At 64.9% G+C, this 22,502-nt stretch carries 23 protein-coding genes and 1 pseudogene; 14 read left to right on the top strand and 10 right to left on the bottom strand.

The window, feature by feature from the left end:
• Positions 1–74 precede the first annotated feature (74 nt).
• Positions 75–710, bottom strand: a complete 636-nt coding sequence (locus tag PI246_RS05165; protein WP_320550210.1) for a paraquat-inducible protein A — start codon at positions 708–710, stop codon at positions 75–77.
• 335 nt (positions 711–1,045) lie between these two features.
• On the opposite strand from PI246_RS05165, the gene PI246_RS05160 reads away from it, so the two are divergent.
• The 3 genes from PI246_RS05160 to PI246_RS05150 all read left to right on the top strand — a co-directional run bounded on the left by PI246_RS05160 (position 1,046) and on the right by PI246_RS05150 (position 4,852).
• Complete coding sequence (locus PI246_RS05160; RefSeq protein WP_320550209.1) at positions 1,046–1,660, top strand: TetR/AcrR family transcriptional regulator; 615 nt, start codon at positions 1,046–1,048, stop codon at positions 1,658–1,660.
• Positions 1,661–2,489: 829 nt separating this feature from the next.
• Positions 2,490–3,947 (top strand): methyl-accepting chemotaxis protein, encoded by a 1,458-nt coding sequence (locus tag PI246_RS05155; RefSeq protein WP_320550208.1) that lies wholly within the window; start codon positions 2,490–2,492, stop codon positions 3,945–3,947.
• Between the two features lie 443 nt (positions 3,948–4,390).
• Positions 4,391–4,852: a VOC family protein gene (locus PI246_RS05150; RefSeq protein WP_320550207.1), complete on the top strand. Its 462-nt coding sequence runs from the start codon at positions 4,391–4,393 to the stop codon at positions 4,850–4,852.
• A gap of 132 nt (positions 4,853–4,984) precedes the next feature.
• Here PI246_RS05150 and bla read toward each other — a convergent pair whose 3' ends face one another.
• Positions 4,985–5,920 (bottom strand): class A beta-lactamase, encoded by a 936-nt coding sequence (gene bla / locus PI246_RS05145; RefSeq protein WP_320550206.1) that lies wholly within the window; start codon positions 5,918–5,920, stop codon positions 4,985–4,987.
• A 152-nt stretch (positions 5,921–6,072) separates the two neighbouring features.
• Between bla and PI246_RS05140 the strand changes: the two genes are divergently transcribed.
• Positions 6,073–7,068, top strand: a complete 996-nt coding sequence (locus PI246_RS05140; RefSeq protein WP_320550205.1) for an alpha/beta hydrolase — start codon at positions 6,073–6,075, stop codon at positions 7,066–7,068.
• A gap of 30 nt (positions 7,069–7,098) precedes the next feature.
• On the opposite strand, the gene PI246_RS05135 is transcribed toward PI246_RS05140, so the two are convergent.
• Positions 7,099–9,384 carry an FdhF/YdeP family oxidoreductase gene (locus PI246_RS05135; protein WP_320550204.1) on the bottom strand — a complete coding sequence of 762 codons (2,286 nt, stop codon included), beginning with the start codon at positions 9,382–9,384 and terminating at the stop codon, positions 7,099–7,101.
• 225 nt (positions 9,385–9,609) lie between these two features.
• Here PI246_RS05135 and PI246_RS05130 point away from each other — a divergent pair, with 225 nt between their 5' ends.
• Positions 9,610–10,041 (top strand): hypothetical protein, encoded by a 432-nt coding sequence (locus PI246_RS05130; protein WP_320550254.1) that lies wholly within the window; start codon positions 9,610–9,612, stop codon positions 10,039–10,041.
• 180 nt (positions 10,042–10,221) lie between these two features.
• Here the strand turns inward: PI246_RS05130 and PI246_RS05125 are convergent, their stop codons facing one another.
• Positions 10,222–10,521, bottom strand: coding sequence for a helix-turn-helix domain-containing protein (locus PI246_RS05125; RefSeq protein ID WP_320550203.1), 300 nt, complete (start codon positions 10,519–10,521; stop codon positions 10,222–10,224).
• A 205-nt stretch (positions 10,522–10,726) separates the two neighbouring features.
• Complete coding sequence (locus PI246_RS05120; RefSeq protein WP_320550202.1) at positions 10,727–11,656, bottom strand: AraC family transcriptional regulator; 930 nt, start codon at positions 11,654–11,656, stop codon at positions 10,727–10,729.
• A gap of 167 nt (positions 11,657–11,823) precedes the next feature.
• Here PI246_RS05120 and PI246_RS05115 point away from each other — a divergent pair, with 167 nt between their 5' ends.
• On the top strand, positions 11,824–12,447 hold the full coding sequence (locus PI246_RS05115; protein ID WP_320550201.1) for a DUF2306 domain-containing protein: 624 nt from the start codon (positions 11,824–11,826) through the stop codon (positions 12,445–12,447).
• 333 nt (positions 12,448–12,780) lie between these two features.
• Here PI246_RS05115 and PI246_RS05110 read toward each other — a convergent pair whose 3' ends face one another.
• A complete protein-coding gene (locus tag PI246_RS05110) occupies positions 12,781–13,344 on the bottom strand; it encodes a GNAT family N-acetyltransferase (protein WP_320550200.1) in 564 nt (187 codons plus the stop codon).
• A gap of 109 nt (positions 13,345–13,453) precedes the next feature.
• Between PI246_RS05110 and PI246_RS05105 the strand changes: the two genes are divergently transcribed.
• The 5 genes from PI246_RS05105 to PI246_RS05085 all read left to right on the top strand — a co-directional run bounded on the left by PI246_RS05105 (position 13,454) and on the right by PI246_RS05085 (position 17,481).
• Positions 13,454–14,035, top strand: a complete 582-nt coding sequence (locus tag PI246_RS05105) for a helix-turn-helix domain-containing protein (RefSeq protein ID WP_320550199.1) — start codon at positions 13,454–13,456, stop codon at positions 14,033–14,035.
• A gap of 78 nt (positions 14,036–14,113) precedes the next feature.
• Positions 14,114–14,470, top strand: a complete 357-nt coding sequence (locus tag PI246_RS05100; protein WP_320550198.1) for a VOC family protein — start codon at positions 14,114–14,116, stop codon at positions 14,468–14,470.
• Between the two features lie 146 nt (positions 14,471–14,616).
• Entirely contained in the window at positions 14,617–15,279 is a 663-nt protein-coding gene (locus PI246_RS05095) for a hypothetical protein (RefSeq protein WP_320550197.1), read from the top strand.
• Positions 15,280–15,401: 122 nt separating this feature from the next.
• Positions 15,402–16,958 (top strand): methyl-accepting chemotaxis protein, encoded by a 1,557-nt coding sequence (locus tag PI246_RS05090; protein WP_320550196.1) that lies wholly within the window; start codon positions 15,402–15,404, stop codon positions 16,956–16,958.
• A gap of 295 nt (positions 16,959–17,253) precedes the next feature.
• On the top strand, positions 17,254–17,481 hold the full coding sequence (locus tag PI246_RS05085; protein ID WP_320550195.1) for a hypothetical protein: 228 nt from the start codon (positions 17,254–17,256) through the stop codon (positions 17,479–17,481).
• Positions 17,482–17,524: 43 nt separating this feature from the next.
• On the opposite strand, the gene PI246_RS05080 is transcribed toward PI246_RS05085, so the two are convergent.
• Positions 17,525–17,983 (bottom strand): hemerythrin domain-containing protein, encoded by a 459-nt coding sequence (locus PI246_RS05080; protein WP_320550194.1) that lies wholly within the window; start codon positions 17,981–17,983, stop codon positions 17,525–17,527.
• Positions 17,984–18,145: 162 nt separating this feature from the next.
• Here PI246_RS05080 and PI246_RS05075 point away from each other — a divergent pair, with 162 nt between their 5' ends.
• Complete coding sequence (locus tag PI246_RS05075; RefSeq protein ID WP_320550193.1) at positions 18,146–18,709, top strand: hypothetical protein; 564 nt, start codon at positions 18,146–18,148, stop codon at positions 18,707–18,709.
• Positions 18,710–18,741: 32 nt separating this feature from the next.
• Here the strand turns inward: PI246_RS05075 and PI246_RS05070 are convergent, their stop codons facing one another.
• The 3 genes from PI246_RS05070 to PI246_RS05060 form a co-directional block, all read right to left on the bottom strand.
• Positions 18,742–19,050, bottom strand: a complete 309-nt coding sequence (locus PI246_RS05070; RefSeq protein WP_320550192.1) for a helix-turn-helix transcriptional regulator — start codon at positions 19,048–19,050, stop codon at positions 18,742–18,744.
• A gap of 147 nt (positions 19,051–19,197) precedes the next feature.
• Positions 19,198–19,524 carry a hypothetical protein gene (locus tag PI246_RS05065; RefSeq protein ID WP_320550191.1) on the bottom strand — a complete coding sequence of 109 codons (327 nt, stop codon included), beginning with the start codon at positions 19,522–19,524 and terminating at the stop codon, positions 19,198–19,200.
• A 289-nt stretch (positions 19,525–19,813) separates the two neighbouring features.
• Positions 19,814–21,100, bottom strand: a complete 1,287-nt coding sequence (locus PI246_RS05060; RefSeq protein WP_320550190.1) for an ATP-binding protein — start codon at positions 21,098–21,100, stop codon at positions 19,814–19,816.
• A 431-nt stretch (positions 21,101–21,531) separates the two neighbouring features.
• Here PI246_RS05060 and PI246_RS05055 point away from each other — a divergent pair.
• Together PI246_RS05055 and PI246_RS05050 are read left to right on the top strand one after the other, a co-directional pair.
• Positions 21,532–21,681, top strand: a pseudogene (locus PI246_RS05055) (helix-turn-helix domain-containing protein); the annotation flags it as partial.
• 62 nt (positions 21,682–21,743) lie between these two features.
• Entirely contained in the window at positions 21,744–22,424 is a 681-nt protein-coding gene (locus PI246_RS05050) for a LysR substrate-binding domain-containing protein (RefSeq protein ID WP_320550253.1), read from the top strand.
• Positions 22,425–22,502: the final 78 nt, after the last annotated feature.

The following is a 22,502-nucleotide window of genomic DNA, read 5'->3' as shown; positions in this document are numbered from 1 at the left end:
GCCATCGCTCTCGCATGACATGCCGCAGACATGGCATCGCGCCAGGCCCATGTGACCGGCTCGCGGCGGAAGCATCACGGTGCGCTCGATGGCTCAGAAGGCCGGGCATCAAACGTTTCCCACAAGACGCGAAGGTCACGTCCGGCGATGAGCGGCAGAAGCACCATGAGTGCTCCGACCGCCCACATCCCCTCGCCCGGACTGACATGAGCCAGGCTCCAGAGCTTGATGATGGACACCAGGATGCCCACGACACAGACTTCAATCATGCTCCACGGGCGCAGAAGCGCCAGGAAACGCATGATGCCGATCCCCCCGGGCGCGGGCCTGCCTGCCGTTGCGTATGCGGATATCCAACCCAACAATCCGATCTGCAACCCGGGCACGATAATCACGCAGAGCGCGACGGGGACCGCGATAGGAGCCGCCTCGCCCGATGCCATCGCGAGCACGGCTTGCCACAACGTGGCCCCGTTGGCCATGCCCTGGAGGCTGATCTCGACCACCGGGTAGACGTTGGCGATCAAAAACACGATGGCCGAGGCGATCGACAGTGCCAGGATCGTTTCGGGGCTCGCGCGCGAATGGCGGTAGAGCGACGCACCACAGAGCGCACAACGGGCACGTTGGCCCCGGGTGAGGGGCGCACGGTGGTAAACACTATCGCAATGCTCGCAGATCACCAGCGATGGCAGCGTCGAGGTGGTCACGCCAGCGGCCTCCGGGATGCAGACATAACACGCCGCAACCGCCCTTCTTCCAGCCGCGTAGCGGTCACTGCTCTGCACAGGTGCGACCGATTTCCGACGTTAGCCACCATTCGCCATCCCTCTTTCGATGCTGGACTGCCAAAGACCCAAGGGGTGCGGTTGCCTCTTCGCCACCGCCAAACGAGCGAAACATAAAGTAGAGTAACTTTACTAGAACATTATCTCTAGTTGCGAATTCTAGACAGACCCGGCTCGGTCTGCAACAGTGACGTACCCCTCCGCCCGGCATCGCAGGATGCTCGACGACAAGCGCAGAACGACACGTAGCCATTCCTATGACGAAAGAACCACTTGACGACCGGGGAACCCGTGCGCCACAGCAGGAGCGCGGACGTAAGCGACGTGAGGCAATCCTCGACGCCGCGGCGGCGCTCATCTCAGAGGGAGGCGCAGACAGCGTGACCATGCAGGCGGTGGCTCAGCGTGCCAGCTCATCGGTCGGCTCCATGTACCACTTTTTCCGCAACAGGGAGCAGTTACTGGATGCGTTGGCACAGCGCCATGCCGATGCCCTTGAAGACATCCTCAAGCAATGCGATGGCGTCAGCAAAGCGGCGTGGCGCGCCATGCCGGCGCACGATATGGTCCAGGCGATTTTCGGTGAGCCGCTCCACTACTTCGCTCGCCATCCCGATGCACTCATCACGCTTCGCGTCCACGATCAGGAAGGGCCGGATCGGTTCCAATTACTCTTGACGGATGTGATGGCGGCGAGGATCGGTACGGTGAGGGGAAAAAAGGTCGCCGAGGTCCTCTACGCGGTGGCCTCCGGCACCCTCCTCTTCGCCAAGGATCGCAAGCATCTCAACGCCCAGCACGTGCTCAAGACCATTCCCGCCGTACTTTTGGCTTATCTTGAGAGCATCGAGCCGCGAGCGTCGGATTCATAGGGCTAAAGCCGCCCCTCTTGGTTGCCTGAGATGGGCCGGCCGAGCGCACGTCCACGGGGTCGATTCACGTGACGCGATGACGGACATCGAGCCCCCCCCCATTACCCACGCCATGTTCCAGGGCGCCTGTGTCGTGCCCTCGGGACGACACGATGAGGCGTTCCCTGAGCCGGGATGGCCTTCGAGCCAACCTTCACAAACCTGAGATGGAGCTTTCGCGTACGATGCGCCCGCGAGTCGGCCGACGGGGTCGAGGAGTGGTGATTGCAGCGGCCGTCTTCCCCAAGACGGCCGCTGCAAACAGGGAGGCCGCGCCGTCATAGCGCTGCGCCACGCCGTCATGCGAACGGATGTCCCAGGCGAGAGACCCGATCCTCCTCCCTTTTGGCTGTTAGCGTGGCCCTTCGGGCCGTGGGCCTGGCGAACGGCGTGCCGCCGTACGCTGCGGGCGCCCTTGGCTTGCGTTTTCGATCCACGCAACGCTGGCGCATTTTCGGCAGAACGATATCCACCGTGCCATCTCGCGCACCGGCAGGTCGCAAGCGCTCCGCAGTCAGCCCGCCCCCCCCGGGGCGAGATGAGATCGCGACGCCGTGAGCCCGCGGGCCTTCACGTCTGCCCACTCAAGCCTCGGGCCGAACGTGACGATATCCGCTCACGATCCTGACACCACCACCGACGTCGCCCAACGGTATTTCGAACCATGACCTGGCTTTTCCGGTTTCGCATCGCCACACGCCTGGCCGCCCTCGGCGTCCTTCTACTCGCCGCCACCGTATGGGTCGGTATCGACGGGTGGCGCGGCCTCGCACGCATGCACGCGTTCCAGGTGCAGTCGGCGCAGACCACACAGGCCTTCGCCCTCGCCGCCGATACCGCACGGGTGGCGCAGGTGGATTTCAAACGCCAGGTGCAGGAATGGAAAGACCTGCTGTTGAGGGGCACGGATCCGGCGGAGTTCGACAAGCACCGCCACGGCTTCGAAACGATGGCCAACGCGGTCAGAACGGATCTCGGTCGGCTCCGGCAGCAGATGAGCTCGTTGGGCATGAACCTGGCCGAGGTCGACACCGCCGTTGCGACCCACGCCGAATTGCTCAAGACTTACACGTCGGCGCTCGGTCATTTCCAGTCGTCGAACGCGGCCAGCGCGCATACCGTCGACGGCATGGTGAAAGGCATCGACAGGCCGCCGACGGCTGCGATCGACGGCATCGTCCATCACCTGGGCGAAGCGTCTGCCGCGTCCACGCGTCACCTGGAAGAGGCCAGCACCACGGTGTATCGGCAAGTGCTCACGTTGCTCTCCAGCGTGGTGATGGGAGCGTTGCTGCTGGGTATGGTCGTCACCGTGCTATTGGCCCGCAGCATCGTCCGCCCGATCGCGCACGCGGTCTGCGTGGCGGAGGCCGTGGCAGATGGTGACCTCTCCAGTTCGATAAACCCGGTGGGCCGCGATGAACCGGCGATGCTTCTGCAGGCACTGTCACGCATGAATGGCCAGCTGCGCGACGTGGTGGCCACCATTCGACAAGGCGCTGACGAGATATCGCAGGCCACCGGGGAGATCGCGGCCGGCAACCTCGACTTGTCGACCCGAACCAGCGAACAAGCCGCCGCCCTGGAGGAAACCGCGTCGTCGATGCAGGCCTTCACCGGCAGCGTACACGCCAACTCGGCCAGCGCAAGGGAGGCTCGCATGGCCGCGGAGCGCTCTCTGGCGGGGGCTGACGAAGGCGAAGCAGCGATGCGCGAAGCGGTCGCGGCCATGGAGCGGATCGCCGACGTATCGACGCGGATCACGAGCATCACGGATGCCATCGAGCGAATCGCCTCCCAGACCCACATCCTCGCGTTAAACGCCGCGGTGGAAGCGGCACGCGCCGGCGAGGCCGGGCGCGGCTTCCATATCGTCGCAGGCGAAGTGCGTGTGCTGGCGGGCCAGTCGAAAGCTGCCGCTGGACAGATCCGTGCGTTGGTGCAGGAGTCCGGTGAAACGATCGCCGAAGGTTCGCAACGTATAGGACACGCCGGGGAACGCATGGAGGGCTTGAGCCGTGAAGTCCAACGTGTCACCGATGCCGTTCGGGACATCGCTACCCTCAGCGACACCCAAGCTACGGGGATTCTCGAGGTGAACGACGCTGTACGCCAGATCGACGAAGTGACCCAGCAAAACTCCGCGCTCGTCGAAGAAGCGGCGGCAGCCGCCGACGCGGTGAAAGCACGGGCCCGGAGCCTGGTGGATAGCGTGGCCTTCTTTCGCCTGGAGTCCGCCGCCGCCTGATCGCGGATGGCTGCCCGCCCCCGTCGCGCGTTCCGCACCCGCCTGAGCGCGAGCCCGGTCGGCCAGGCCCACATGGAGTCCGCCCCGTTCGCCGCCCGGCAAGCCAGCGGCGTGCGCCTCTTCCACGTGGGCGATACGCGACGGCGAAAGCTATCCGCATCGCTGCATCCACAGGTGCCCTCCTCCTTTGCGCTCTTGTGTTGCCTCGCGCGCTGATCAGTGTCACCGCCGATACCGATCCGCACGGCGACTACCAGGCTGCGCAAAGGCGCACCGCCATCGCGTCCCAGCGTTAACACCGACTCAGCGCGAGGCCGCCGACACCATTTGACCTCACCTCAGCGAACCATGCGCTCGGTCGCTCATGGTTGTCCTCGTTCTGACTATAATTTCCACGCATACACACTCCTGCGTCTAAAACGACTTGAAGCAGAGGCTGATCATTGAACAACAATGCAGGCGTAACCCACGTTGATCACATCGGTTTTGCCGTTTCATCGCTCGATGAAGCGATTCGATTCTATACAGAGGCCCTTGGGTTCACGCTCGAACGTCAGGCAGAAATGGGAGGCGATTTCCTGCGGCAGGTGACAGGCGTCGACGATCCGAATGTGCGAACGGCGATCTTGAAGGCTCCGGATGGATTCATCGTCGAGTTGTTGCAGTATTCGAACGGGCGTCGCCATGGACAGACACCTGAAAGCGCCGGTGCGATCGGCGCCGCCCACCTGGCGCTGACCGTCCGGGACATCCATGCGGCTATCGCCCGCGTCGAGACCGCCGGGTGGAAGGCTAACGGCAGTCCGCAGCCCATTCCGGGAGGTCCAAGAAAGGGAACACGGGTCGTCTACGTCTCCGGTCCCGACCATCTCACCATCGAGTTCATGCAGCCTCCTGGACCGTGACAGTGCCCCTCAAATCGTTAGCGCCCTGACGCGCTATCTCGGGCGTCTCATTGGCCGACGCGGTGACACTGCACGCCAGACAGGCTGACGCGGCAAGCCGTCTTCATCCTCCCCTTCACCCGTGCCCGCGATTCAGCGGCCGATCGCCGACGCCATTCGCCCCACCTCGGCGAACAAGGCGCTCGGTCGCTCGTCGTCGTCGGACGTTTTTCCCTTGTAGTAAACGGACACCCATATCGGTTTCCGATGGGGCGGATAGATCACCGCGATATCGTTGGTGGCGCCATTCCCGTGCCCCGTCTTGTAGGCGATACGCCAGCCCCTTGGAATCCCTGCCTTGACGAGATCCTCGCCGGTGTCGCTCTGTGCCAGCCATGCGACCAGCTGCGATCGCGATGCCAACGAGAGGGCGTTCCCCGAAACGAGTGTACGCATCGTGTCCAGCATCGCCGACGGCGTCGTGGTATCGCTCAACCCGTCGGGCGTCGGCCGATTCATTTCCGGCTCGTATCGGTCGAGTCGGGTTTTGACGTCGCCCAACTGACGTGCGTAAGCGGTCAGCGCCTGGGGACCACCGAGGCTTTTCAGCAGAAGGTTGGCCGCCACGCCGTCGCTGACGGCGATGGCCGCGGAACAAAGCGCCGCGACGGTCAAACCGGGTTGTCCGACATGGTGTCCCGTCACCGGTGCGAATGACACAAGTGCGTCGTCTCCGAAGACGATACGCCGGTCCAGCCGCTCTTCGCCTCGATCCACCCGGGCCAGTACCGCCCCCACCAGCAACAGCTTGAAGGTGCTGCACATCATGAATCGCTCGTCGGCACGATAGGTGAGATGGCGACCGTCCGTGGTATCGAGTATCGCGACACCCAGACGCCCGCCGTACCGTCGTTCCAGCGCGGCGAACGACGCGACGGCTTCCGAGGATCGTGTCACGGGTGCGATGGCGGCGGCAACGACGCCCATCAAGGCATGGCTCAAAAACGCTCTACGTTCCAAAGGTATGACTCCATGAGATGGACGACATGACGACATCTGAAGCGTGCGCGTTAAAAAAGGTGTTTTCATGGCATGTCGCTGGCGAATCGACGCGACATCCAAGGGTACGACCGCCGATCGACAGATCGTCGTCGGTCTGTGGGTTGCCCCGGAGTGAACAGGAAAACGCCAGAGCTCCCCCCCATGCTTCCAGCGGTCCATCTTACGAAAGCAGGCACACCATGACCCTCGCCAGGCGCACCGCCCTCGCTGCCCTGCTTTTTCCCGCCACCGTCCTCGCGACAACGGGTAGCGAACCACTGGACACGCTACAGCGCAGGCCTTGGCGACCCGACGCGCCGGGCATCGAGATTGCCCTGTGGCCCGCGGCCACGCAAATCGCGTCACCGGCTTACCCAGGTCCCGAAGTCTACGGATGGTCGAAGACGCTGATCGCCGGAAAGCCGATTCAGATGGTGCAGCATGTCTCCCGGCCCACGATGGCCATCTATCCCGCCAAGGGCGTAAACACCGGTACAGCCCTGCTTGTTTTCCCCGGCGGAGGCTATCGGGTGCTGGCCATCGATCTGGAGGGCACGGAAATCTGCGATTGGGCGACCGCCGCTGGCATGACCTGCGCCGTCCTCAAATACCGCGTGCCCGGCTCGGGCCCGTATTGGAACGACGAATGCCAATGCCGCCGCGATCCGCCGGAGCCGTTGGCGCTGCAGGACGCCCAGCGCGCCATGGGCCTGCTGCGCCAACGGGCTGCCCAGTACGGCTTCAGCCCGGGCAGGGTCGGCGTGTTGGGCTTCTCCGCAGGCGGCCGCATCGTGGCCGATATCAGTAACCGCGCGGCGCGCGCCTACCCACCCATTGATGCGGCCGACCACCTGCCCAGTCGACCCGATTTCGCCGTGGCGCTTTACCCTGGGCACCTTTGGGACGGGGACAAAAACAGCATCCACCTCACCGTCGATGTGAAGATCGACGCCAAGGGGCCGCCGACGTTCATTGCCCAGGCAGGCGACGACGCTACAGACGACGTCCGCGAATCACTGACCTACTACCTCGCCCTGCAACAGGCCAAGGTACCCGTAGAAATGCACCTGTTCCCCGAAGGCGGTCACGCGTTCGGCGTACGGCCGACGGACCAGCCGATCACGCATTGGACGGTGCTCGCAGAACAGTGGCTACGCCATCTGAAGATGCTTCCCGCGGCATCGACACAGCTCTAGGGATCGCACGCAGGTAACCCACATCTTCCGTTACGCTATCGACGTCGACATGAGATCCGCCACAGCGGTCGCAGTGTCTCGCCTCACGCGCACAGGCACGCCCTTCGCCGCGGGCGTCTTCGATGCCTCATCGTGATACCACAGCGGCATCAGCGCGTTCATCTCAGGGTAGTAACCGCCAATGCAGCCTTGCGGCAGGTCGAAGGCCGTCAGGGTGAGCCCGCCGACCTCGCGCGCCACGCCGTCCCCCGCGTCGCTGACCACGCTCACGGTTTCGCCCGCCACCAGCCCTTGCGCATCGATATCGCCGGGACTCATCAGCAGCACGGCCCGTGAGCCCTCCAGCCCGCGCAAGCGGTCGCTGAAGCCATAGATGGTCGTGTTGAACTGATCGTTCGAGCGCATCGTGATCAGGTGAAACCTGCCCGGCGCCCGACCGATGCCCAGCGCCGTCGCCACGGTGGGCGTCGTGAATTCGGCCTTGCCGCTGGACGTCTTCCACTGCCGTTCCCGCGCGGGGTTACCGCGGTAAAAACCGCCCTTGTGGAACATACGGGCCGAATAGTCACGGAACATGTCCGGGTAGGTTTCTTCGATCAGGGTGCGCACGCGAGTGTAGTCCGCCCCCCAGGTGAGCCAAGGACGCTTGGGATGAGGTGGGAGGGTCGCGTCGGCGATGCCGGCGATGATCGACGGTTCGGAGCGCAGATGGGGGCTGGCCGGCGCCGCATGCCCAAGCGAGCCGTGGATGTGGCTGAAGCTGTCCTCCATCGAGACGGCTTGGGGCACACCCCTCTGGATGTCGGCTTCCGCCCGCACCAGGCACGGAAGGAGATAGCTGACCTTGCCATGGACCAGGTGGCTCCTGTTGAGCTTCGTGGCCACGTACACCGTGAGCGACAGTTGGCGCCACGCGCTTTCCATCGCCTCTCGCTCAGGGATCGCCCGCACGAAATTGCCACCCAGGCTCATGAAGGCACGAACTGCCCCATCGCGGACACCCTCGCAGACCTCGATCGTGGTGCGTCCCTTTTCCCTTGGCGGGTCGAAGGCGAACATCTCGGCGAGGCGGTCCAACGGAACCAGTTCGGGCTTTTCGGAAATGCCCACCGTGCGCTGGCCCTGGACGTTCGAATGGCCCCGCACGGGGGAAATCCCTGCGCCCTTTCGTCCCAGGTTGCCGCGCAACAAGAGCAGGTTGACCAGCATACCGATGCTTTGCGAACCATGCACATGCTGGGTCAGGCCCATGCCGTACACGCCGATCACGTTGTTCGCCGCGCAGTAGACGTCCGCCGCCGCTTCGAGATCGGAACGGCTCAGGCCGGAGTGGTCTTCGATCTGATCCCAGGAGGCGGCTTCCGCGGCATGGCGAAACGCGTCGAGTCCGTCTGTGTGCTCCGCGATGAACGCGCGGTCCAATACGCCCTCCCCGCCCTGCGCCCGATCGGCTGCGTCGCGGGCAAAGATATGCTTGCACAGGCCCATGATGGCCGAGATGTCGCCGCCGGGGCGCACCTGCAGGTACATGTGTGACAGCTCGGTCGGCGTTCGCGTGAGCATCTGCAAGGGGTTTTGCGGATTGATGAAGTGGAGGAGCCCGGCCTCCCTGACGGGATTGAACGTGATGATCTTGCAGCCGCGCTTGACGGCATCCTGAAGAGGATGGAGGAAGCGCGGACTGTTCGTCCCCGGGTTTTGCCCAAAGTAGAAAATGGCGTCGCAGTGCGCGAAGTCCTCCAGCACGCAGGTGCCGACCGGCGATCCGATGACTTTCTTGAGGCCCACGGACGTGGTCTCGTGGCACATGTTCGAGCTGTCGGGCAGATGATTGTTACCGTAGACCCGCGCCATGAGCGCATAAAGATACGACGCCTCCAACGACGCTTTGCCCGACGCGTAGAAAACGGCCGCGTCAGGATCCATCGCCTTCAATTCGGCCGCGATGCCCTGGAAAGCGTCGTCCCAGCTGCACCGTACATAGGTATCGAGCGTCGCGTCGTAGCGCATGGGTTCGGTCAGCCGCCCGACCATCTCCAGGTCGTAATCCTGCCAGGTGCGTAACTCGGCCAGGGTGTGCGCCTCGAAAAACTCAGGAGTGCAGCGGTCCCGGGTCAGGTCCCACAGCGTGGCCTTCGCGCCGTTCTCGCAAAACTCGAAGGCGTGGGGATGGGCGGGCTTTCCCCACGCGCACGACGAGCACATGTAGCCACGCGGCTTGTTCTGGCGCTGGAGCGTCACCAACGCGTCCGCCGGACGCTCCCGCGCAAAAACCTGTGCCATGCCCGACAGCGAGCCCCAACCGCCGGATACCACGTCGCCCTCGCCCTTGACACCCTCAGCCATCGCACCGCCTCCGACATCGTAGGGCGCATGCTGACGCCCTGCGCGTTTCGGTCGCGTGGCGGTAGGCGCTCACGGCGTTCACGCGCACATGACCAGCCCACGCCCCCAGGGTGATGTAACGCCATTTACGCCGTTACACTCGGGCGCACTCAGGCCAAAGAGTTCTATCCCATGAAGCAGCTCCGTCCGATCGCCCTGCTCGCCCTTTCCCTGATCGCCTTGCCCGTTTTCGCCCAATCCGACCGCGAGGTGGCGGAGCAGATGGTGACCCGCTCCGCCAACGTTTGTCCCGGCCATAGCGCCGATCGCACGACGCCCACGGTTCGCGCCACGCCGGTGGCCGCTCTTCGGGTCATGTTGGAGCGCGGCCTGGTGATGTGTCCTGACCGCCGCCTCGACGCGGATGCACCGGCCGTTTTTTACGGTCGCGTGGGGGTCTTCGCCTGGAACCCCGAGGTGAAGGGTAGCTCGGAGGTCATCGTCAAGCAGATCGATGCGATGACACGCAAAGACGACTACCCGCAGGACACCCTGATGTGGGATGCCAAGGGCGCCGAGGTAAAACAGCGCACGGTACCTGCGTTCGAGGCGAAGCCCGGCGCGGCCGTGCTCTATCACGTGCGGTGATGGCTGCGGGGCGTGCGGCAAGGCGCGTCGGCGCGGCCGTAACACGCTTGCCATTCGGGACGCGGTCTGCCTCACAGCGTGAATGACTGTCACCGGTCGTGAACGGCCAGCCGGTCTCGATTGGCGTGCCCCGGCGCGTCCACCGGTCGCGTCGGGGCATGCCCGGTTCGCCGGTTGCCCTCAACGCGTGGACCGGCGCCGACGATGCGTCCGGGCGGCACGACGCACCGCGCCGGTCACGATGGAAGCGGCATCCGCACTGTCCGTGGCGGACGTCGTGTGGGCACTCACGACCAGTGTCAAATACGGGATGTCGAGCACCTCGGCGATGGCAAGGACCTCCGACAACCGGGGCGCGCCGCCCACGGCTTCGAGCTCGTAAAGGCGTCCGATGCCGACGCCGCTTTTCGCCGCCAGCTGCTGCATCGACACACCATGCGTTTCGCATTCGCGGCGGATATTGCTACCCACGGTAGACATCAAAGGCATCACACGACTCCCGGCAACACGGTGCAGACACGTTGAGCGACAGTGTAGTGGCCGGGGCATCTGCGCGACGTAAGCGCGTTCGGGCAACGGGTAACGATCGCGTAAATTGTCGTGCGCCACACGGCGTGCGTGCGTCGCCCCATCGGCCACGGGCGGACGCTTCCGGCGACGGTATGCTTCGTCGTGCCCCTACCCCTCAGCCGGGACCGATCGCGCATCCCGAACCCAGGTGATTGACGAACTGGCGGGGCGACTGACCGAGGACGCGCTTGAATGCCATGCCAAAGGCGCTTTCGGACGCGTAGCCGACCATGGGAGCGACAGCGGCAAGCGTGGTCCGACCCTGGGCCAGTTTGTCGGCTGCGACGATCATGCGCCACCGGGTGAGGTATTCGAGTGCACCTTCGCCAACCACTTGCTTGAAGCGTGCGGCAAAGCTCGAACGGGACATACCTGCCGTCCGGGACAAGTCGACGAGCGTCCAGGCCCGTGCCGGATCGGCGTGCATGGCGGCAAGCACCGAACCGATCCGGCGGTCCCGCAAACCCGCGAGCCATCCCCGGCCGTTCGCCGAGTCATCGGCCAGGTGGAGGCGCAAGGCCTCTATCAGAAGCGATTGGGCGAGATGCGCGGCAATCAGGGCACCCCCCGGCTGAGGCTCACGCAATTCTTTCATCAGACGACCGATCAGAACGCCCAACGCCGCACGCGTGGTTTCGGCGCGGATCATGATGAGCGACGGAAGGACGTCCAGTATCAATGCGGCATGGCGGCCTTCGAAGTCGAAAAAGCCACCGACGCCGAAACACTCCCCTCCGCCATGGAGGCTCGCGACGGTGCCGACGGGTACGCTGGAAAAGAACGGATACGCATCGATCGGTTCAGCACCGTCGGATGAAAAAAGCCGGAACGCGGTCCGCCCCGGCAACAGCACCATATCGCCAGGGCCAAGCCGGGTCGGCTCGCCGCCCTCGATGGTCATCCAGCACGTCCCGGCTTCGACGGCGAAGGCTTTGATCCCGCCGGTGGCACCGAATTCAAGCCGCCATGCGCCTCTGGCGTCGAGGCCACGAAACCCGAAGCTGGCGGGCTTGAGCAGGGTAAGCACTTCGGACAGCGGATCCATGACGCTCCTGGACGATCGCGACGATCTGGTGGACTCAGCCGAATGGTGGGGTCGGCACCCGTGGCCTAGATTGCATGCTGTGCGCACGCCAGCGCGTCGGTTTCACGACGTCGGCGCCAAGGCACGTTTAGCCAGGTTGCCACCATGAAAGCACGAGGGAAGCCCGTATGTCTGAACTGACAAGCGACGATGCCATGACACCATCGCATTGTCCGCGGCGTAAGCCGCAGCGGTTGTTTCTGGGCGTCGCCGCATGCGCGCTCAGCACCGCCGTGGGATTGATCTCGTTGCGTTACGTTGCGCCGTCACGACCGGCCCCCGCACCGATCCCCAATGCGTCCGCACATCCACTCGCGCTGGCACTTCATGCCGTGCCCGCCGCGTTGGCACTGATCATCATGCCCCTTCAGCTGCACGCTGGCTTTCGTACCCGCCATCCTCGTGCTCATCGCGTGATCGGACGCACGTATGCGGGACTGGTAGGTGTCGCGTCGCTCGCCGCGCTGAGGATCGCCCCCATGGCGCTGGGAGGGCCGGTCAGCGCGGCCGGCTTTACCGCCCTGGCGCTGGCCTGGGTCGCCAGCACCGCGCTGGGCGCGAGGGCGGCCATGCGGCGCCGATTCGACGTGCATCGTGGCTGGATGACCCGCAGCGCCGCATTGACCTTCGCGGCGGTCACATTGCGTCTTCTCCTGCCCCTGTCCACCCGGGTGATGGGCTTTGACTTCGTGACCGCGTACCGCGCGATCGCATGGCTTTGCTGGCTGCCCAACCTCCTGGTCGCCGAGTGATGGTTGCGACGCGACGCAGGAAAGCCCCGGCGGCCGGGCCACTGAACCTCACCGCTCGATCGGCGCACGTCGTCTCCGTGCCTCGACGTGTCGCCGCCCGCCGTTCGACGCGCTCACGACGCTGCAACGTCCAGGCGCATGAGGCTCAGGTCGCTGTCGTTGCCGGCGAAGTCGAACCAAGATTCGATCATGGGAGTGTCCACCGGCCGATCCGTACAGGATAACGAGACAGCGCGCCCCGAAACGCGTCGGTGGGCCGCAGTCTGTCCCTTGACCGGGCGGCATGCATCACGGCACCCGGTGACATATCGCGTTCCATGCGGTGAGGGCGGGCTAGCGCGCGTCGTCCGGGCGCTCACGCAGAAGGACGCATGTATCGCTGTCGCGATAGGTGGCCCTGCGAACGATCCGATAGCCACGTCGCTCCGCGAGCCGCAGCGATCGCCCGTGGTCGGGCGCGATGATGCAGGCCGACGACGGCGAACCCAGGGTCCGGTCGAGCCACGCGAGCACCGCGTCGAGGGCCTCCCCGGCATACCCCCTGCCCTGCATCGCCGGACTAAGCACCCAGCCGCCTTCGGGACGCCCGGCCAGCTCGGCCAGGCCGGTGCGGTGCCAGTCCGCGAAGCCGATCTCGCCGACGAATGCGCCCGTCGTGCGCTCGCGGATGATCCAGTAGCCGTATCCGAGCAGCGCCCAGTGACCGCGATAGCGCAGCAGCCGCTGCCAGACCTCTTCCGCGGAGAAGGGTTTTCCCCCGATGTAGCGGACAACGTCACTGTCCCCCCACAGCGCGGTCATAGCGGGAAGATCGGATAGCTCTGGCCAGCGAAGCGTCAGCCGCTCGGTATCGAGCGCCACGGCGACCTGGGACCCCTGCTCGGCTCCGTGCACCATCGGTACGTCCCTCCCCTGTCTCCACTGGATTGTTTTGATGCTATCAAATTTTTTTGACAGCGCGGCACGCGCGGATTAGTTTTCAGTGAACCCGCCACGAGACAACCGCGTGACCCGTCCCTCCCAGGCACCGCCCCACGACGAGGCCCGTCCGACACCGGTGGGCACCGCCATTCGACAGCGTCGCCAGCGACTGGGCATGACCCTGAAAAACCTGGCCACGGCCTCTGGCCTGTCGGTGCCCTTCCTGTCGCAGGTCGAGCGCGACCAGGCCATGCCATCCCTCGTATCCCTGGCGCAGATTGCCGCCGCACTTGATGTCGAGACGGGGTATTTCATCGGCACGCCAGCGCCCGGCCAGATCGTCCGCCGCGCACACGCCCCGGAAGCGCTGCACGTCGGAACCAGTCCGGTCGACTATGTCCGCCTCAGCGGAAGCCACGCCGAACGCCGGATGGAGGCCTTGCTCATCACCATGCCGCCCGGCCACGGCTCGCCGCTCTCCCGCCGCGAGGGCGAGGGATTCTGGTACGTGCTCGACGGGGCGCTCGAGGTCTGGGTCGGGCGCGACCATTTCACGCTGAACGCCGGCGACAGCACACATTTCGAGCAGCGCCATCCCTATCGCATGCGCAACGACGGGACGACGCCCGTGCGGGTGCTCTGGGTGGGGACACCGGCGCTGCTGTGACGGTTGCAGTGACAACCGGTTCGGCGCGCTCGGCGTCCCGCGAACGCGATGCCCATCATCGATGCCTGAGGAAACCCCATGAGCGTCCTGCGAATCGTCCCCAACCTGGCCACGCCCGATGTGGAGCGAGCGCGTGCTTTCTACGGCGACCTGCTCGGGATGGCGATCGCGATGGATCACGGCTGGATCGTGACCTTTGTCGGCCAGGGCCGCGCCGCGCCGCAAATCAGCTTCGCCACCGAAGGCGGTTCGGGGACGCCGGTGCCCGACCTTTCGATCGAGGTGGACGATCTCGACGCCATCCATGAGCGCATGGCCGCCGCCGGGTACGGAACGGCATATGGCCCGGTGAACGAGCCCTGGGGAGTGCGCCGCTTCTTCGTACGCGATCCGTTTGGACGGCTGCTCAACATCCTGTCGCACGGTACCCCATGATGCCGGTCGCGCGGCTCGTCCACATGAAGCGCCGCGATGCGCCAGGTCGTGTCACCTGCACGATGTCGTTGCACAACGAAGCAACCTGGAAGGACTGATGCATGAAAATCGATACTTCACGGGCACTCGGTGCGTATGCGGCGGTCATGACGCTCGTCGCGGTTTGGCTGGTGTCCGGCGCGAGCGCGCGGCCGAACAGGGCGACGTTCGACACCATCGACGTCCAACGCATCAACATCCGCGAGCCCGACGGTACCTTGCGCATGACCATCGCGTCGCGCGGCCGGATGCCCGGCATCATCGTCGCTGGCCAGGAAACACCCCATCCGGACCGGCCACAGGCCGGCATGATCTTCTATAACGACGAAGGCTCCGAAAACGGCGGCCTCGTCTTTTCGGGTGCCATGAAGGACGGCAAGCCCACCAATCTGGGCGCCCTGTCGTTCGACCGATGGCGTCAGGACCAGACCGTGTCGCTCAGCAGCAGCGAGGAGGGAGACGACCGGCAGGCGGGCCTCGCCATCAACGATCGTCCCGATCAGCCCGTCGATTTTCCGACCGTTGCCCGCTTGGTGCGCCAACCCGCCAGCGACCAACGCGACGCGGCCATCCGCGCCGCTGGCGTGGGGATCGCGCCGCGCGCGTTTCTGGGGCGCACGCCCGACAAGGCCTCGCTGTTGGCGTTGCGCGACCCGGCCGGCCGCAAGCGGCTGGAGCTGCGCGTAGCGGCGGATGGGCGTGCCACGATCGATTTCCTCGATGCATCGGGCCACATTACGCGCTCGCTGTCCGATGGGTCGGCGCCATGATATTCACTTCTTCATCACCTTGCTGAACCCAATCCGTTACCGCTTACCTTCTTGGGCAGTTTGGCCTTAAGTTCGGCGAACGCATGCCGTTGCACTCCTCGACTTGGGGAGAATGCACAGAAATGGCAAATTTAAGTGTCAAGGCGCAACTCGCCTTGTTGGCCAGCGGGCTGGCGACGGCCATGTTGGCGACGTGCGCATCGGGACTCTACGCCCTCTCCACGACCGGCGAAGCGCTTCGCACGGTGTACGAGGACCGCACGGTGTGCATCCAACAGTTGTCCACGGTAAGCGACAGCCTGCGTGACGAAGCGATGCTGCTGTCGCGGGCCACGCTCGATCCGGCCCAATTCCCGGGCAAGTCGGCCGTCGACCAGAGCCTTCAGCATCGCGCGGTATTGGACGGCCAGTGGAAGACATATGCCGCCACCTACTGGACGCCCGACGAGAAGGTCCTGGCCGATGCCTTTCACGAGGCGTATCTGGCGCTGGAGCAGGATGGCCTCGCGCCGGCGCGCGATGCGCTGCTGTCAGGCGATCTCGCGACGGCGGGGAAAACGCTGCATGGACGGGTCGACGCGCGCCTGCCTGACACCCTCGCCCGCCTGGATCGGCTGCGCAAACTTCAGGTCGATGTCGCCGCCAGCGAATACCAGGCGTCCCGACAGCGGTATGCCCTGCTCCTGCGCGTGCTCGTCGGCATCGCCACCGCAGGCCTCGCGCTGGGCGCGGGCATCGCGGTCTGGACGGGACGGCGACTCTACGCGGCACTGGGCGGGGAGCCGTTTTACGCCGCCCAGGTGGTGCGTCGCATCGCGGACGGCGACCTGACAGTGACGGTGGACCTCAAGCAGGAGGATTCGTCCAGCCTGCTGCATTCGATCGTCGGCATGCGCGACCACCTGTCGACGATCGTGTCCGGCATCAAGCGATCGAGTCACTCGATCGCAACGGCTGCCGATCAGATCTCCCAGGGCAACGCCAACCTTTCCCAACGCACGGAAGAACAGGCCGCCTCGCTGGAAGAGACCGCCGCAAGCATGGAAGAACTCACGGCCACGGTGCGCGAAAACACCAACAGCGCCTTGCTTGGCAGAGACATCGCGAATACCGCCTCGTCGGCCGCCGCGCGCGGCGGCGAAGCGGTCAGTCGCGTCGTGGAGACCATGAACGGTATTGCCGACAGCTCGGCGCAGGTCGCCGATATCGTCGGCATCATCGACGGGCTGGCATTCCAGACCCATATTCTCTCGCTGAACGCGGCCGTCGAAGCCGCCCGCGCCGGCGAACACGGCCGTGGATTCGCCGTGGTGGCGAGTGAAGTCCGATCCCTTGCCCAGCGCAGCGCCGTCGCCGCGAGAGATATCCGGGCGCTGATCGATGTCTCGATAGAACGCGTCCAGGCAGGGTCATCCATGGTCGACGAGGCCGGGGCCACGATCCAGGGCGTCGTCACGGCCGTCCAGGACGTGTCCGGCGTGATGAGCGGCATCTCCGCCGCGTCGCAGGAGCAGTCGTCGGGCATCGAGCAGGTCAACCGCGCCGTCACGCAAATGGACCAGGTCACCCAGGAAAACGCGGCCCTCGTCGAACAATGTGCCGCGGCGTCTCGATCGTTGGCGGAACAGGCGACCTTGCTGCGCACGGCGGTCGACGTGTTCCGCGTCGAGGCGGCCTAGTCGCTAACGGGCCGCCATCGACGCACCTCTCTCGACGTGACCGTGTGCGTATGGGCGCCGAGCCGACGGCCAGCAGGCGCCTGCGCGATCCGCACTGGGACAATTTGTCCCAAGGGACGGGAAACGCTTTCGGTTAGCATGGCGTCACGCGCAGGATGACGCTTGATCGGCTCGCCAGGCGCGGGCTCACTTCATCTCAGACGTTCGCCATCACGCTCAGCCGAATGCGGGTCGATGCGACCCGGCGAACGTTTCCTCACGAAAGATCGTGACACGCCATCGCCTGGAATGACACATGTTCGACTGGGTTCCCGTCGTCTTCATCAGCTTCAAGGTTATCGTCTTCGGCACAGGCATGTTCCTGGCCATCAAATGGCACTATGACCAGGGCAGGATGGGCCGCCAAACCGAGCGGCGCGCGGTGCTGGTCGCCATCGGCAAGGTTGCGGCGGTATGCGTACCGCTGCTCCTGGGGGTCTTGTTCGTGACCTTCACCGTCGCCGGAAAACTGGGGTTGACCTGAGCGAGCCGCGTGCTTTGACACGACGGCGTGCCACGCGTTGTCCTCAGTCCTTCTTCGACAGTTTCACCTGCATCGCGTGGAAGTCCTTCCGGTATTTTTTGGCTAGCCCGGTTTTCTGGGCGTCGGAAAGAATCTTTCCTGCCAGTTGGAAGAAACTACGCTCCTCTTCGCGCAGGTGCTCGTGCAGCTCTTCGGAGAGGCGGCGGACCAGGGAGGTCCAGTGCCGCCCCGAATGACCACGCGTCTGCATCTCCTCCACCAGCTCGTCCATCGTGTGGTGATCGGCCAGCGCATCGCGCGAAGGGTGCAGACCGCGATCGTCCATCAGCATGGGAACGTAGAGGAAGCGCTCCTCGGCCGCCTCGTGCGACGCCAGTTCAATACGCAACGAAGTAAAGAGCGTGACCCGTTCAGGGCCGGGCTTGGACCGCATGAGCTTTCGGATCAGCGAACGCTGGGTGGTATGGCTCTCGCGCAAGGCGTCGAAGATCGTCTCTGGCATAACGGCGGCCGGGCTAGGGAGGCGACATCCTCGTACACGTTTTGTCAGCGGGACGTGGAAAACGCGGAGCTATCCTGAACAGGCACCGCCAGGATGATGTAATTTCGGCATAGTGACGCCCATCGCCTCATCCGAGGGCGCGTCCCCGCCGTAACGGAATACATGCACACCCAATCGTGCCGACACTGGAACCTGGCGCGGCTGCTCTCACGACTGGAGCGGTTGGGCCACGTCACGGCCGACGACCAGGCGCACGCGCTGAGTCACATCGTGACCCCCGGCAAACTGATGCGCATGACGCTTGGCGGACCGATTCCCTCGCTCTTCGCTCGCGCTCTGGAGCACACCGTTGCCAAGCCCAAGGGGTGGTTGGACCACCGCCATCCGGCAACCGACGACGTACTCGACACCCCGCTACCCCGGTGGGCTCTGATCCAGCTGGGCCTGGCGTGTTCGGACATGAACGTGGCCGCGCTCCACGGCGAGTTCGACGAGGCCCGATGCATCGCCCGAACCATTGGCATCCAGGCGCGGCAGGCGGGATGCGTCGCCATCGCACGGGCGGCAGCCGACGTCGAGAACCATCTGGGCACGATCCGGCACGGACCCGAACGGGGTTATGGACAGCGCCTGCTGACGTTATCCCAACTCATCGCACGCGCCGTCCCGGAGGGGTTTCCCCGTCGGGACGGCGGGACGCCCCACGGCCAGCGAGGCATCCGATAGCCATCGCCCCGATCCGCTTTTGGCTAGACGCCTTAATCGGCGGGCTCCGCGCCTCCGGACAGCAACGACTCGAACAACGTCAGCCACGCGGCCATACCCACGCCCGCGGCGGCACACCAGTCGCGTATCTGCAACGCATCCAGGCGAATGGCGCCAGTCTCGACCGCCGATACGAAGGACTGATTGCGACCGAGGCGGCGGCCGAATTCATGTTGCGATAAACCCGACGCGACGCGAATTTGCCGAAAACTCGCACTCAGCGACTTGTTTTCGGGTCGGTACAACGATTTTTGGGCTCGCCTGGCGCGGAGCGATGTCGTTTTCAGGCGCTTGACGGTCATCGCGTGGTTCTTGGGCCGTGCTGAATAAAGATGCGTCGGGACCACGCCTCCCAGGGGATGACGCAGTGACCGACCGCGCCCCCGACAGGCCGTGTGCACTCGCTCTCAAACAGGGCGACTCGCCCGCGCGCGACGTCGGTCGACGTTTCAGCTCTTGCCATCGGAATACGAAGGCAGTCGGCCGAAACTTTGTAAAATGCGGATCAGTTCATCCGCCTCCGCGTTGGTCATGCCGGTTGCCTCGACCGTCACCCAGATGGGCCGTGATGAAGGCAGGATGGTGGCGATGATTTTTCCGCGCGCGGGTAGCGTCGCCGTCACCAGAGTGCCGACGCGAAGGGGTTCGGCGTCCCGAGTCTCGATGAGCGCGAACGCCTGTGGATAACGGAGCACGGCGATGCCAAGGTTCTGGTCGCTCCAGCTCACTTCGAGCGTGGTAAGGCCTGTCCCGGTAAGAATTCGATGCGGCTCCATGCACTGCCCTCTGCGTCGATTCCATGGCCGTATGACATTCCCTCTTTACCCGCACCGGCGCGATATTCAATCTTTCGATGGCGCGTCGTCTGCGCAACGCGGATGCCTGACGCGCAGATGCACGCGATCGCCGCGAGGTTCTTGCGATGCCCCGCGTCGCAGCCGCCTGACTCCGACCCTTGATGGGACGACCAGGCGATATGCTTCAAAAAAATACGCGGGAGTAACCCCGGTCAGCGCCCGGGGCCGCTAGGCATGCTCAACGCCACGGCGGACTCAACGTTGGCCGCTAGGCTTCCGTCGTTGCCGTCTCCAGAGGAAACGCGCGCGGCAACAGCAAACGAATACGGGTGCCGACGCCTGGCGTCGATTGCACATCGATCCCGCCACCCGACTGGCGGACGGCGGCCAGCACCTGGGTCATGCCCAGACCGGTACCCTTGCCTTCGTGTTTGGTCGTGAAGAACGGATCGAAAAGCCTTTCGCGAACCTCTTCATCCATGCCCGTCCCGTCGTCTTCCACGTCGACGAACACGTAGATCCCTTCGCCCAATTCGGCCCGGGCCTCGTCACCGGAGACCTCCTGCGTGCCGAAGCGAATGGCAACGGTGCCGCTGCCCTGGCAAGCATCCCTGGCGTTGAGGCAAAGGTTCACCAGCCCCTGTTGGATCGAATGCGCGTCCGCGTAGGTGGGCAAATCTTCCGGGGCCGGTGTCAGAGTCACGGCCACGTCCCGGCCCAGCGTCATCCGGATGAGTGGCACCATCTCACCGACGATCGTCGCCAGGTCCAGGTGTTCCGGTGTGAAGGGATGAACGCGACTGAAGGCCAACAGACGTCGTGACACCAACGCCGCGTGTTGGGCTGCGGCGCGTGCGAAACCGAGGAAGCGGTCCTGCCCGGGATTGAGCTCTCCCACGCTGGGGATCGCCTCCAGCGCGGACAGCACGATCTGCAGGTTGTTATTGAAGTCGTGCCCCATGCCGACCACGATCTGCCCGATCGCCTCGCTTTTCTGGGACTGGCTGACCACCTGCTCGGCGGCGTTTCGCGCCATCTCCGCCAGATCGAGCTGCTGCTGGAGCAGTACGTTGGCCTCGTCGCCGGTGGAAATCGCCTCGCTCAGTTCCCGGCTGACCTGATGCAGTTGTTGACGCGTCCTGGCGAGGCTATCCCGCAACGCGCCGTTGAGGGCATCCAGTGAACGCTCCACCTGCACGCGCTCGGTGATTTCCCGGCTGATGGCGCCCAGGCTTGTGACCCGGCCATCCGCGTCGGCCAGGGGGCCCACTACGATCGACCACCATCGCTCGCCTTGGCCCGGCAACTCGCTGACGGCCGTCACGTGAACGCGTTCGCCTGCACGGGCGGCGTCCAACGCGCCGGCGATCACCGGCTGGTAGGCGGTGGGCCACATCGGCACCCATGCGTGGCCGACCAGATCGTGCTCGTCTTTCAGGCGCAGCAAGGCGACGCCGGGCGCGTTGACCGCCACGACCATGCCGTCGAGATCCAGTTGCTTCACGCAGTCCTGGGACAGGTCGAGCAACTGCTTGAAGATCGGAAGGTCGCGCATGGTGCCTCACGGGATGCTGGTCGCCATCATAGCCGCCCCATCAGGCCGGAACGATGTCCTGACGACGACGATCCGCCCCGACGCGGACCAAAGCCATCGCAAAGGGAGCGCCGGAAGCGTCCGCGGCGATGTTCCGTCTCGCATGCCACGCGTGCCCCTCGCTCGCGTGTGACCCAAGGAAGACCCCAGGTAAGCTCAGGCATCCGCAATATCTTGCGATTAATCAGGCGCCCGGGACATCGCGCGCCTCCGTCGTGGCGACGGGTTCATCGCCTCAAGGAAGCGCAGCGGCGACGTGGACGTCAAGGCCCGACGCACCAGGCGATACATGGTCCCCGAGCACATGGCGATACGGGTAGTCCCCGCCGTTTTGCGGACGGAATCGTATCGGTTCGTCCTCGAACAGTCGCTTGATCCGCTCTTGCCCCGCCGTGGCGATCCCAGCCATCCGGTCGTCTCGACCTGAACCGCTGCGCACCCTGGAAGCACTGCTGAACGAACACAGCGTGACCCATGCGGCGGCGAGACTTCATCTGTCGCAGCCCTCGGTAAGCGTGCAGTTGGCCCGCCTTCGCGACTTTTTCGGCGACCCGATCTTCCTCCCGGCCACCGGCGGCATGCTGCCGACCGCACGTGCGGAGCAATTGAGGCAACCCCTCCGGGATGCGCTGGACGCGCTGAAGAAGGCCACCGCACCGGCCGCCACCTTCGAGCCGGCGAAGGCGACGCATACCTGGAAGATCGCCGCCTTCGACTACAGCGAATTCACGGCCTTGCTTCCCACCCTGCCGGTCATTCGACAGGCGGCGGCCGCCACGCGCCTTTCGGTCGTTCAGCTGCCGCCGCTCCAGATCGCGCGTCGGGCTGCGCAGGGCGATATCGACCTGGCTTTTCTCATACGGGACGAAGCCGCGTCCGAGCTACGCTATCGATCGCCGAGCGCTACGTCCTGGCAACCCGTCGGGGACACTCCCGGGTCACGCGTCGCCCGACACTTTCGCAGTTCTGCAAGCTCGATCACGCCATCGTCTCGCCCGAGGGAGGCGGCTTCCGGGGAGCGACCGACGCGGTACTCGACGAACACGGACTATCGCGCCCGGTTGCCGTGTCCGTAACTCACGTCCTGTTCCTGGAGACGGTGGTGTCGCGCACCGACCTGGCCGCCGTGATGCCGTTCCGCCTCGTGCGCGACCATCCACGATTGCAGTGGTTTGAATTGCCCGTGCCGGTGCCGGGGTTTGACTTGCTCATGGCGTGGCCCGAGCGCGTGCACGGCGACCCGGCGCGTCTTTGGCTTCGCGACACGATCGCCACCTCGCTTTGAATCGACCGCCTGGTTCCTCTATGCCGCACAGGCGTAAACCGACGGCTGGCTTAACGGCGCGGATCGCGGACGACACCC

Source organism: Luteibacter sahnii (genome assembly GCF_034063545.1).
Lineage (GTDB): Bacteria > Pseudomonadota > Gammaproteobacteria > Xanthomonadales > Rhodanobacteraceae > Luteibacter > Luteibacter sahnii.
The sequence above is the reverse complement of the archived record's forward strand: the minus strand, read 5'-3'. Positions and strand labels throughout refer to the sequence as shown.